Origin of the sequence: Streptomyces sp. NPDC051364 (assembly GCF_040682115.1) — a bacterium.
Classification (GTDB): Bacteria; Actinomycetota; Actinomycetes; order Streptomycetales; family Streptomycetaceae; genus Streptomyces.
On record NZ_JBFBAH010000020.1, the window covers coordinates 109898 to 121196 of the forward strand.

The 11299-nt window shown below is 72.8% G+C and carries 9 protein-coding genes and 1 pseudogene; 2 read left to right on the forward strand and 8 right to left on the reverse strand.

Annotated elements, in window-relative coordinates; translation table 11 throughout:
* Positions 1-40 precede the first annotated feature (40 nt).
* From AB0M76_RS31130 to AB0M76_RS31165, 8 genes and pseudogenes are all read right to left on the reverse strand, one after another.
* On the reverse strand, positions 41-766 hold the full coding sequence (locus AB0M76_RS31130) for an Asp/Glu racemase (protein WP_267003150.1): 726 nt from the start codon (positions 764-766) through the stop codon (positions 41-43).
* Between the two features lie 89 nt (positions 767-855).
* Positions 856-1770: a fumarylacetoacetate hydrolase family protein gene (locus tag AB0M76_RS31135; RefSeq protein ID WP_365956067.1), complete on the reverse strand. Its 915-nt coding sequence runs from the start codon at positions 1768-1770 to the stop codon at positions 856-858.
* Between the two features lie 17 nt (positions 1771-1787).
* The gene (locus tag AB0M76_RS31140) at positions 1788-2942 is read right to left on the reverse strand and encodes a cupin domain-containing protein (RefSeq protein ID WP_365956068.1); all 1155 of its coding nucleotides are present in this window, start codon (positions 2940-2942) and stop codon (positions 1788-1790) included.
* Positions 2939-3973: a carbon-nitrogen hydrolase family protein gene (locus AB0M76_RS31145; RefSeq protein ID WP_365956069.1), complete on the reverse strand. Its 1035-nt coding sequence runs from the start codon at positions 3971-3973 to the stop codon at positions 2939-2941. Before AB0M76_RS31145 ends, AB0M76_RS31140 begins: the two co-directional genes overlap by 4 nt.
* An 11-nt stretch (positions 3974-3984) precedes the next feature.
* Positions 3985-6288 carry an FAD-dependent monooxygenase gene (locus AB0M76_RS31150; RefSeq protein WP_365956070.1) on the reverse strand — a complete coding sequence of 768 codons (2304 nt, stop codon included), beginning with the start codon at positions 6286-6288 and terminating at the stop codon, positions 3985-3987.
* 52 nt (positions 6289-6340) lie between these two features.
* Positions 6341-6763, reverse strand: coding sequence for a thioesterase family protein (locus tag AB0M76_RS31155; protein WP_266670099.1), 423 nt, complete (start codon positions 6761-6763; stop codon positions 6341-6343).
* Positions 6764-6880: 117 nt separating this feature from the next.
* Positions 6881-8488 (reverse strand): annotated as a pseudogene (locus AB0M76_RS31160) (AMP-binding protein); the annotation flags it as partial.
* A 129-nt stretch (positions 8489-8617) separates the two neighbouring features.
* Entirely contained in the window at positions 8618-9178 is a 561-nt protein-coding gene (locus AB0M76_RS31165; RefSeq protein ID WP_365956071.1) for an ATP-binding protein, read from the reverse strand.
* A 246-nt stretch (positions 9179-9424) separates the two neighbouring features.
* Here AB0M76_RS31165 and AB0M76_RS31170 point away from each other — a divergent pair, with 246 nt between their 5' ends.
* Together AB0M76_RS31170 and AB0M76_RS31175 are read left to right on the forward strand one after the other, a co-directional pair.
* Positions 9425-10387 carry an alpha/beta hydrolase gene (locus AB0M76_RS31170; protein WP_365956072.1) on the forward strand — a complete coding sequence of 321 codons (963 nt, stop codon included), beginning with the start codon at positions 9425-9427 and terminating at the stop codon, positions 10385-10387.
* A gap of 94 nt (positions 10388-10481) precedes the next feature.
* Entirely contained in the window at positions 10482-11201 is a 720-nt protein-coding gene (locus tag AB0M76_RS31175) for a phosphatase PAP2 family protein (RefSeq protein ID WP_365956073.1), read from the forward strand.
* Positions 11202-11299 lie beyond the last annotated feature (98 nt).

An 11299-nucleotide genomic window follows, 5' to 3' on the forward strand; every position in this document is an offset into this window, starting at 1 on the left:
GGTCGCGATCATATCGAGCCCGCCCCGAGCCCGGCGGAGACTACTGCGGCAGCGGAGCCTGCGCATACGCGCCGGAGAGCAGGTGTCCAGCCCCCGGGGCCACCGCCGGCAGGTCGAGGGCGCGCAGCATCTGGTGGGCGGTGCAGACGGCCGCCGACACCACCGGCTTGCCCAGGAGCTGTTCGGCCTCCTCGATGGCGCCCAGGGAGGGCATCTGCACGCAGGCGGAGAGCACGACCGCGTCGGCGTCCGCATACTCCAGCGCGCGGGCGAGGCCGGGCAGCTTGGCCGGGTCGTGGGCGGCCACGTCGAGGTTGTCCGGGATTTCGAGGGCCTCGTAGTCGAGGACCTCGATGCCCTCGTGGGTGAGGTAGTCCACGACGGTCCGCGTGAGCGGGCGCATGTACGGGGCGAGCAGGGCGATCTTGCGGGCGCCGATGGTGTGCAGTCCGTGGACGAGGGCGCCCGCGCTGGTGACGACGGGTGCGGGGGCGCCGTTCTCGACCGTACGGGTGTGCAGCCGCTGCTCCGAGGTGCGGTGGTAGCCGAGGCCCATGCTCATGATCGCCACCAGGCAGGCGTAGCCGAGCACGTCCACGCGGGCGTCGGACAGTTCCACGGCGCAGCGGTCGGAGTCGGCGTCCATGGCCTTGAGCTGTTCCGGCGTCACATGGGTCATGCGCATCCGGCTGGAGTGGAAGGTGAACCTCTCGTCGGGCACGACCGCCTGGCGGGCGCGCAGGATGGCGGGGACCTCGGTCTCCATGGTCACGTTCGAGCTCGGCACGATCTGGCCGATGCGGTAGGTGCGGGGCGGCACGGGTACTCCTCGGTGCTTGCTGGGCGTAGGGGGGATCAGCGGGCGTCGACGACGGGGTTGGCCAGGGTGCCGATGCGCTCGACGGTCGCCTCGACCGTGTCACCCGGGACGAGGAATTCCGGCGGCACCATGCCGGCGCCGACGCCGGAGGGCGATCCCGTGGCGATGACGTCGCCGGGCTCCAGGGTCACGCCGGAGCTGATGTCGGCGATGAGGCGGGCGATCGGGAACAGCATGTGCCGCGTGTTCGACTTCTGCTTGGTGACGCCGTTGACGCGCAGCGAGAGGTCCAGCGCCATCGGATCGGGGATCTCGTCCGCCGTGACCACCACCGGGCCGAAGGGCGCGTACGAGTCCTGCCCCTTGGAGAAGAACCACTGGCCGGAGCGGCGCTGGTCGCGGGCGCTGATGTCGTTGACGATGCTGTAGCCGAAGATGTGGTCGTACGCCTCCTCCTCGCTCACCCGGAACGCGGTGCGGCCGATGACGACGGCCAGCTCGCACTCCCAGTCGAGCTGCCGGGTGAGGTCGCCGTTGTGCAGGACCGGCGCGCCGGGGCCGGTGACGGCGGTGGCCGGCTTGCTGAACAGCACGGGACGCGGCGGGAGTTCCTTGTCGGTGTCCAGGCTGCGGCTGGACTCCTCGACGTGCTCGACGTAGTTGAGGCCGACGCCGATGATCTTGCCGGGGCGCAGCGGTGCGGCAAGGGTGACGCCTTCGAGCCGGTGGACGGCCCCGGCCGGGCGGGCGGCGGGATCGGCGTCGACGAGGCGCTGGGCGGCCTCCTGGGCGGCGGGGCCCGCCTGGACGAACGAGAGCAGATCGCGCGGGAGGTCGACGCCGACGTGGTCGGCCAGGACCCCGAGGTCGAGCACGAGGCCGTCGACGTCGGCGCCGAGGCGGGGCGCGGAATCGCCGGTGGCGGCGGTGGTGAAGGTCAGCAGGCGCATGGTGGGGCTCCTCGGGGTCAGGCGGAGGCGGTCGGGGCGGCGGCAGCGTTCGGCGCGGCAGCGGGCATCGGCTGGTGGCCGTCGTTGTCCGGGTACGCCTCTTCGCGGTGGAAGCCGAGCGAGCGCATGACCGGGAAGTCGTTGAAGGAGAACAGGCAGGCGTCCTCGGAGGGGTCCAGGTTGTGGTGCTCGTGCCAGGCCCAGGAGGGGACGCAGAAGATGTCGCCCTGGCGCCATTCGAAGCGTTGCCCGGCGATGACCGAGACCCCGTGCCCCTTGGCGGCCGTGTAGATCACCGAGCCGGTGTGCCGGTGGGCGCGGGTGGCCTGCCCGGGGCGCAGCAGCTGCATGTGGGCGCCCATGGTGGGCATCACCGGGCCGCCGGTGACGGGGTTGGTGTACTCGGCGATGATCGCGTCGTACGGGGAGCCCTCGCTCGCCTTCGCCAGGCCCAGCAGGGCCTCGTACGTCGGCTCCCACGGGTAGGCGAGCAGCGGCGAGTAGGGCCTGCTCCAGCGCTCCGAGCCGTACGGGAGCAGGTTCGCGCTGTACTGGAGCACCGAGGAGTTGACCACCTTCCCGGGCGTCTGGTGGAGCTCGGGGTGGACCTCGTAGAACCCGGCGTCGAGGGCGTTGACGAGCGGGATGTCGAGGCCGTCCTGCCAGATGACGGGGGCGTCGGCGGCGTCGTTGCCGTGCTCGTGCCAGGTGCCGTTGGGGGTGATCGCGAAATCGCGCGGGCCGACCTTCAGCTTCTGGCCGTCGACGATGGTCCAGGCGCCGGTGCCCTCGTGGACGAAACGCAGGGCGGCGGCCTGGTGGCGGTGGGCGGTCATGGCCTCGCCGGGGCCCATGATCTGGAGCCCGGTGTAGAGGAGGCCGGCGGCGGCGCTGACGTCCTTGCGGCCGGGGTTGACGAGCATCACGACGCGGCGGCCGGCGTCGTCGGCCTTGACCAGGCCGAGCGCCTTGTGGACGAGGGGCCGCAGCTCCTCGTAGCGCCACAGCACGGGAACGGACTTGGGCTGCGGGTACCAGGGCTCGATGTCGTTGGCGACGGTCCACAGCGCGCCGGCGTCCAGGGCCTCGAGCTCGCCGTAGTAGCGCTCGAGTTCGGGGGTGTCGGCGACCCGGGCGCGGCCGAGCACGGTGTCGTCCTGCTCGATGGTCATACGTCCTCCTCAGCGGTGGTGGTCAGGGGACCCACGGGCGGCGCGGTGAAGGTCACCGGCAGGCGGGGGCGGTTGTCGACTTCGAGGCGGAAGATGTCGAAGCGGTTGTAGTGGCCGGTGATGTCGTGCATCTGCTTGGGCTGGATGCAGCGGCCGAGGTCGATCTCGCCGTAGACGATGCCCTCGTCGTCGACGAGGGGTTCGGTGACCGGGCGGCCGTCGGGGCCGAAGATCCCGGACAGGGCGCTGCGGGGCCGCTGGAACAGGGCGCGCAGCTCCTCGTCGTCCCCGGCGAGCAGGTCGACGATCTCCGGGGAGACGGTGGAGCAGGCGACGACGGAGAAGACCTTGCCCTCGAAGCTGTGGGCGGCGGTGCGGACGGCGATGGCGTCGGCCATGTCGTAGTCGGCCGGGGCCACGGGCAGGGCGATGTAGCAGGAGGCGTGGACCAGTTCGCCCTGCGCGAGAAGGGTGAAGCGGGCCAGCGTGTTGGTGTTCTCGCCGCAGGCGAGGGCGCCGAGCGGGCCGACGGGGGTGGGGTGGACGCGCAGGGAGCTGCCGTCGCCGCCGGTCCAGGTGAGCTTCTCGGCCCAGGTGGGCACCAGCTTGCGGTGGATGCCGAGGAGTTCGCCGTCGGGTCCGATGGTGAGCAGGGTGTTGTAGAGGACGCCGAGGCTGTGCGCGGCGCGCTCGTTGACGCCGATGACGAGTACGACCCCGTACTGGCGGGCCGCCGCGCGCAGGGTGTCGACGTACGGGCCGGGGATGTCGACCGAGGCGCGCTGGAGTCGCTCGAACCAGGGCGAGCCCTGGACGGGGTTCATCGTCCAGTTCCAGTACGGGTAGCCGGGGACGAACACCTCGGGGAAGACGACGAGTTCTGCGCCGTTCGCGGCCGCCTCGGCGATCAGCGCGACGGCCTTGTCGACGGTGGCGGCGGGGTCCAGGTAGACGGGCGAGGCCTGGACGGCCGCCGCCGTGAAGCGGGGCAGGTGGTGCAGGGGCGGGCGGTTCGGGGGCAGGGTCTCCATCAGGGGTCTCCTCAGTTGGCCGGCGCGGCGGCGGCGAGGCGCGGCAGCCAGCGCTGGTGCACCGGCGCGGCGGGCTGCCGCAGCAGCTCCAGGCGCGGCGGGACCCGGTCGGTACGGGCGGCCGGCGGTCTGCCGCTGCCCGCCTTCCATGAGGGCGCCCAGGGCGCGGCGGGCCCGTGGTAGCCCTGGGCGGCCGCGGCGTGCAGGGTCCAGAGCGGGTCGTGCAACTGGGCTCGGCCCACCCCGCACAGGTCGGCCCGGCCGGCCAGGATGATCGAGTTCACGTCGTCGTACGTGGAGATCGCGCCGACGGCGATGGTGGGGACCCCGGTGGCGTTGCGGATCAGGTCGGCGTACGGGGTCTGGTAGCTGCGGCCGTAGCGGGGCCGCTCGTGGGCGACGACCTCACCGGTGGAGACGTCGATCCCGTCGGCGCCCGCCTCGGCGAGTGCGCGGGCGATGGCCACGGCGTCGGCCTCGGTCAGTCCGCCCTCGGCCCAGTCGGCCGCGGAGATCCGGACGAGCAGGGCCTTGCCGGCGGGCCACACCGCCCGTACGGCGTCCAGCACTTCCAGCGGGAAGCGCAGCCGCCCGGCGAGGTCGCCGCCGTACGCATCGGTGCGCAGGTTGGTCAGCGGCGAGAGGAACCCGGACAGCAACTGGCCGTGCCCGTACTGGAGTTCCAGCACATCGAAGCCGGCCCGGTCGGCGCGCCGGGCCGCGCGGACGAAGTCCCGTACCAGGACGTCCATATCGGCCCGGGTGACCTCCCGCGGGACCGGGCTGCGCTCGTCCCAGGCCAGGGCGGACGCGGCGATCGGCGGGCCGTCGCCGGTGCCGGCGCGGCGGCCGGCGTGGGTGAGCTGGATGCCGAGGCAGGTGTCGGACTGGCCGTGGACGAACTCGGTGATCCGCCGCCAGGCGGCTTCCTGTTCGTCGGTGTAGAGACCGGGGCAGCCGGGGGTGTCCCGGCCTCCGGCGCTGACGGCGGTCATCCCGGCGAGCACCAGGCCGGAGCCGCCGAGCGCCTGGGTGCTCAGGTGGACGAGGTCGAAGTCCCCCGGGATGCCGCCCTGCGCCGTGCCGAGCGCGGTGGGCGCCGCCACGACCCGGTTGCGCAGGAGCAGCCCGCCGAGCGGGAAGGGGCGGAACATCGGGGGCACCGTAGCGGAGGAGTTGACGGCGGTGGTGAACTCCTCGTCGCGCACGCGCAGGTTGTCGTAGGTGACGCGGCGGCTGCGGGTCAGCAGGTTGAACGCGAACTGGGGCGGTTCCTGGCTCGTGTAGCGGCCGATGTTCTCGAACCACTCGAGGCTGGCCTGGGCGGCGCGCTGGGTCGATTCCACGACCGGGCGGCGCTCGTCCTCGTACGCGGCGAGCGCGCCGGGCACGTCCGGGTGCTCGTGCAGGCAGGCCGCCAGGGCGAGGGCGTCCTCCATGGCCAGCTTGGTGCCGGAGCCGATGGAGAAGTGGGCGGTGTGGGCGGCGTCCCCGAGGAGGACGACGTTCTCGTGCCGCCAGGTGCGGTTGCGCACCGTGGTGAAGCGGAGCCATTTGGAGTTGTTGGGAAGGAGCCGGTGCCCGTCCAGGTGGCCGGCCAGTATCTCCTCGCAGCGGCGGATGCTGTCCGTGTCGCTGGTGCCGGGCGGGTGGTCGCGTTCCGCGAACTCCGCGAAGCCCGCGCGCCGCCAGGCGGCCTCGTCCATCTCCACGATGAACGTGGAGCGGGTGGAGTCGTAGGGATAGGCGTGCACCTGGAGGGTGCCGAAGTCCCGCTCCTCGACAAGGAAGGTGAAGGCCTCGAAGACCTTGTCCGTGCCGAGCCACATGTAGCGGCCGGAGCGTTCGTCCAGGTCGGGCCCGAAGGTGTCGGCGTAGGCGGCGCGGGTGGCCGACCGTACGCCGTCGCAGGCGACGACGAGGTCGTACGTGGCCGCCAGCTCGGCGGCGGGCGGGGCCTGCGTGCGGTAGCGGACGTCCACCGCGAGGCCGGCGCAGCGCTCCTGGAGGATCCGCAGCAGCTGCCGGCGCCCGAGGGCGGCGAAGCCGTGGCCGCCGGAGGTGAGGGTCCGGCGTCGGTAGGTGACGTCGATGTCGCTCCAGCGGGCGAACTCGGCCGACATGGCCGCATAGATCTCGGGGTCGGCCTGCGCGATGCCGTCGAGGGTCTCGTCGGAGAAGACGACCCCGAAGCCGAACGTGTCGTCGGGGGCGTTGCGCTCCCAGACGGTGACGTCCCAGTGGGGGGAGAGCTGCTTGGCCAGGGCTGCGAAGTACAGCCCGCCGGGCCCTCCTCCGATGACTGCTACGCGCACGGCGTACCTCCTCGTGGTTCCGGAACAACATATGGTGCAGATTTAGCGACCGTCAACAATGCTCGATATCTCTCGTGAGGAGTTCCGGTGCCTGCGGGCCCGACTTCGTCAGCACCTCGCGTACGTCGGCGGGCCAGGGCGTGGTCCCGGTCGCGCGGGAGGCGGAGTGGGCGATGACCATCCGCCCGGCGGCGGCCTCCACGTCCCCCTCGCCGTGGACCGTGAACACGTAGTGCAGGGAGCTGGCGCCGACCTTGGCGACGCTCAGCTCGATGCGCACGGCCTCGCCGAACCACAGCCGGGCCCGGTAGTCGGCCTCGAAGTGGACGCGCGGGGTGCTGCCGAAGAGGTGCGCCAGGCCCAGGCGGCGCAGCAGCACGGCCTCGGCCGCCTCGACCCAGCGCACGACGGTGGAGTGGTGGTAGTGCCCGGCGGCATCGGTGTCGGGCCACTCGACGCGGCGCTCGATGACCACGCTGGGCAGGTGCGGAACGAGGGCCTCGGGGCAGCCGGCGGCGCAGCCGCCGTCGGCTTCGACCAGGGCCGGAGTGGGATCCGGGGCCGGGGCCTCGGCTGCGGAGCGGGCCCATTCGCGCAGTTCGCCGCGCTGGAGCTTTCCGTTGCCGGTGCGCGGGAGCCGTGCGACGAACTCGACGGCACGCGGGTACTTGTACGGGGCGATGGCCCCCTTGACGTGGGCCTGCAGCTCACGGGCCGTCGCCTCGTCCGCCGGGACACCGGCACCGAGCACGACGTACGCCTTGACCAGCATGCCGCGCCGGTCGTCGGGGGCGCCGACGACCCCGCACTCCTCGACGTACGGATGGGCGGCGAGGGCCTTCTCGACCTCCGGGCCCGCGATGTTGTAGCCGGAGGAGACGATCATGTCGTCGCTGCGGGCCACGTACCAGAAATAGCCGTCGGCATCGCGGATGTAGGTGTCACCGGTGATGTTCCAGCCGTTCCTGACGTACGCCGTCTGGCGCGGATCGGCGAGGTAGCGGCAGCCGGTGGGTCCGGTGACCGCCAGCAGCCCCGGTTGCCCGTCGGGGACGGGGTCGCCGTACCGGTCCACCACGGCGGCGCGGTAGCCGGGCACGGGCCGGCCCGTGGCACCGGGCCGGATGTCCCCGTCGGCCGCGGAGATGAAGACGTGCAGCATCTCGGTGGCGCCGATGCCGTCGATGATGCGCAGTCCGGTGGCGGCGTGGAATTCCTCCCACACGGCGGCGGGCAGCGCCTCTCCGGCGGACACGCAGCGGCGCAGCCCGGCCAGTCGGCCCACTGCGCCGGCGGCCATGATCGCGCGGTAGGCGGTGGGCGCGGTGAACAGGACGGTCACGCCGTGCTCGGCGACGAGGTCGGCCAGCTGCTCCGGCCCCGCCTGCTCGATCAGCAGGGTCGCGGCCCCGACGTGCAGCGGGAAGACCACGAGCCCGCCGAGGCCGAAGGTGAAGGCGAGCGGCGGCGTACCCGTGAAGACGTCGTCGGGCCGGGGTTTCAGCACATGCCGGGAGAAGGTGTCGGCATTGGCGAGCACGTCGCGGTGGAAGTGCAGGGTCGCCTTGGGGCGCCCGGTCGTACCGGAGGTGAAGGCGATCAGCGCCACATCGTCCGCGGCGGTGGGGACGGTGGCGAACACGCCGCTCTTGGCCGCGCAGCGCGCGGTCAGGTCCATGACCCCGGGGCCGCCGTACGCGAGAACCGGCAGGTCGGCGGGGCCTTGGCCGGCAGCCGCGGCGAGCTCGTCGACATAGCGGTGGTCGCACACAGCGACGGTGGGGCGGCTGATCTCGCAGAGCTCGGCGAGTTCGGAGGCGCGCAGCAACGGCATCGTCGTGACGGCGACGCCGCCGGCCTTGAGGACGCCGAACCAGGCGGCCACGAGCCAGGGGTTGTTGGGGGCGCGCAGCAGGACCCGGTTGCCGGGGACGAGGCCGAAGTCCTCGGTGAGGACCTGGGCGACCTGGTTGGCGCGCTGCTGGAGCTCGCCGTAGGTCCAGCGCTCGGTCGGGGTCAGCAGACAGGTGCGGTCGGGGCCCCAGCGCTCGACGGCTTCATCGAGCAGGCGTCCGGCGCAGTTGAGGCGGTCGGGGTAGGCCAACTCCGGGAGATCGAAGTGGAGTTCGGGCCAGAGGGGGAAGGCCGGCAGCCGGTCCCTGCAGAAGGGGTCGGCGTGGGCGGAAGGGGAGAGCTCCATGGGGCGGCACCTCAATCAGGGAGCAGCGGGGGAGATGCGGAGCAAGTTATCTCGATAATTTTGCGTCCGTCAAGATTGCTCGATATTTCGATGAACGCCGAGCGGCCTCCGGACCGCCCGCGAACCGGTTCAGGCGGCCGGCGCGACCGGCAGGAACACCCGCACGGACGTGCCGAACTCGTCTGCCACGACCGAGAGTTCGCCGCCCGCCTCGGTCGCGAGCAGCTGGACGATCAGCAGCCCGCGGCCACTTTCGGCATCCGGGGCGATCTCGGCGGCGGGATGGGGCAGCCGGGGCAGCCGGGCCCCCTGGTCGGCGACCTCCAGCCGCAGCCATCCCCCGCCGAAGGCCACTGCGACCCGCATCCGCCCGGTGGCAGCGGCCGCGTGCCGGACGACGTTCGCGGCGAGTTCACTGACGGCCAGAAGCAGGACGTCCACCGCCTCGGCGGCGATGCGCCAGCCCTCCAGCACCGCCCGGACGCGGGCCCGCACCAGCGGGACGGCGACCGCGGTGGGCTCGACCGCCCAGTGGGCGAAGCTGCGGACCCGGGCAGGAGCCGGGGCCGGGACAGAGGCAGATGCAGATGCAGAGGCAGGGGCAGGGGCAGGGGCAGGGGCGCCGGCGGGCTGCGCAGGGACGGCGGCGACCGAGGCGGCCTCGGCGGGGAGGGTGGCGGTGGTGAACATGGCGTACTCCCGGAGGGGGAATGCGACGCCGCCCACGAGTGACTCGTGTAACTACCCAGGAACTCGGATACCCAATGGGCTTGTGGTCAGCGGAAATGCGTCGCTAGAGTCGCGATTACACGTGTAACACGTTAAGTCTCCCCGGTGCCCCGCGCAAGCATTTCGGACAAACGTTACGAAGCCTGGGCCGCCCGCACCGGGACCCGCTTGCCTCCGAGGCCGCACACCGAATGGGATGAGCCGTAAATGACGCAGTCTCCCCAGGCCGAGTTCGCCATCGCCGACATGACCTGGCCGCCCCCGCCGTTCCAGCAGCCCGTACCGCCCGTGACCGGCGCGGACGGCATACGCCGCTTCGACGGGATCACGTACGCCACCACCCCCGGCTACCGCCCCCGCCTCCTCGACGTACAGCTCCCCGCGGGCGAAGGCCCGTTCCCGGCGGTCGTCTGGATCCACGGCGGCGGCTGGCTGGACGGCGACCGCCGCTACCCGCCGCCGACCGTGCCCGCCGCCCTGCTGCACGGTGCGGTCCTCGGCGCCGGGCTCGCGCTCGTCTCCATCGACTACCGGCACAGCCTCGAGGCCCCGTTCCCCGCGCAGCTGCACGACGTCAAGGCCGCGATCCGCTACGTCCGACGCTTCGCCGCCCCCCTCGGCATCGACGCGGACCGGATCGGCGTCTGGGGCGAGTCGGCGGGCGGCCACCTGGCCGCCCTCGCCGGCCTCGTCCGCCCCGGCAGCACGGACGCCGGGACGCTGGAGGCGCTGGAGGGGACCCACGGCGTCGGCTCCGGCGACACCGGTGTCCGGGCCGTCGTCGACTGGTACGGGGTCCATGACCTCCCCGCCCTGGCCGCACACCCGCTGCCGATGCCGACCGGCGCCGAGTTCCCCAACCCGTACGACGCCCTGCTGGGTGTTCCCGCAGCCGAGCAGGCGGAGCCGGCCCGGGTCGCGAGCCCGGTCACGTACGCCGTCCACGGCTCGAACCCGCCGCCGTTCCTGCTGGTGCACGGGACCGCGGACGGGCTCGTCCCGTACAGCCAGAGCGAGGCCCTCGCCGAGGCGCTGACGGGCGCGGGAGGCGAGGTGGCGCTGCAGCCCGTGGAGGGCGCCGACCACATCTTCCTCGGCTCACCCGACATCCCCGCGATCGTCGCGGACAGCGTCGCGTTCCTGGCCCGGCACCTGGGCGCGGGGGCCTGAACCCCGTCCCGTCCCGGACACACCGCTTCACAGACCGGTCCCACCGTGGGGGCGCGGCCCGGCCGCGCCCCCACGCGTACGTCGAAAGGCAGCCATGTCCCGGCACACCATCACTTCGGCCCGCCCCACCGCGGCCCGGCCGGAGGCGGCGGACCTGCGCCGCCGCCCCGGCACGCTGCTCCTGGCCGTGCTGCTGCTCGGGCTGACCGCAGCGCTGACCCTCACCGTCCGTACGGACGTCGCGAACCCCCCGTTCCAGGGAGCGGACGACCGGTGGCTGCGCTGGATGGGCGGCCCGCACGACGGGCTCCCTGCGGCCCCCGCGGCCGTCCTCGACTGGTTCGGCGGCCCGCTGGGCGTCGTCGTGCCGCTCGGGGTGCTGGTCTTCCTGCTCGTCCGCAGGCGCTGGACTTCGGCGGGCTTCCTGCTCGGGGTCTACCTCGTGGGCAGCATGCTGGTGGTGCAGGCGCTCAAGCACCTGGTGGACCGCCCGCGCCCGGCGCACCCGCTGGTCCGTGTCGACCACGGCTCCTTCCCTTCGGGCCATGCGGCGGGGGCGGCGCTGCTCGTCGTACTGGTCGGCGTCCTGCTGGTCCCGGCGGCCCGGCGGCGGGCCTGGTGGGCCGGTGGCGTGGTGTTCACGCTGGCCATGATGTGGAGCCGCACCTGGCTCCACGCCCACTGGCTCACCGACACGGTGGCCGGTGCAGCGGCCGGCGCGGGGGCCGCACTGCTGGCGTGGTGGGCCTTCACCCCCGCCCTCGCCCGGGAACACGCCCGACGGCAGCGATCGGCCCCCGCGCGATCGGCCTAAGCGCAATGCCGTTGACATAGATCTGGATCGGTGAGACGACGTCATCGGGGGTGGTGGCATGGCGTCGTCTCTGCCGGATCTGGCCGGGGTGGGTGTGC

Bases quoted from the DNA above. Each gene is read 5' to 3' on its own strand.
- AB0M76_RS31130 (WP_267003150.1), bottom strand. From the start codon at position 766: ATGGAGACCGAGGTCCCCGCCATCCTGCGCGCCCGCCAGGCGGTCGTG.
- AB0M76_RS31140 (WP_365956068.1), bottom strand. From the start codon at position 2,942: ATGACCATCGAGCAGGACGACACCGTGCTCGGCCGCGCCCGGGTCGCC.
- AB0M76_RS31175 (WP_365956073.1), top strand. From the start codon at position 10,482: ATGTCCCGGCACACCATCACTTCGGCCCGCCCCACCGCGGCCCGGCCG.
- AB0M76_RS31170 (WP_365956072.1), top strand. From the start codon at position 9,425: ATGACGCAGTCTCCCCAGGCCGAGTTCGCCATCGCCGACATGACCTGG.
- AB0M76_RS31135 (WP_365956067.1), bottom strand. From the start codon at position 1,770: ATGCGCCTGCTGACCTTCACCACCGCCGCCACCGGCGATTCCGCGCCC.
- AB0M76_RS31145 (WP_365956069.1), bottom strand. From the start codon at position 3,973: ATGGAGACCCTGCCCCCGAACCGCCCGCCCCTGCACCACCTGCCCCGC.
- AB0M76_RS31165 (WP_365956071.1), bottom strand. From the start codon at position 9,178: ATGTTCACCACCGCCACCCTCCCCGCCGAGGCCGCCTCGGTCGCCGCC.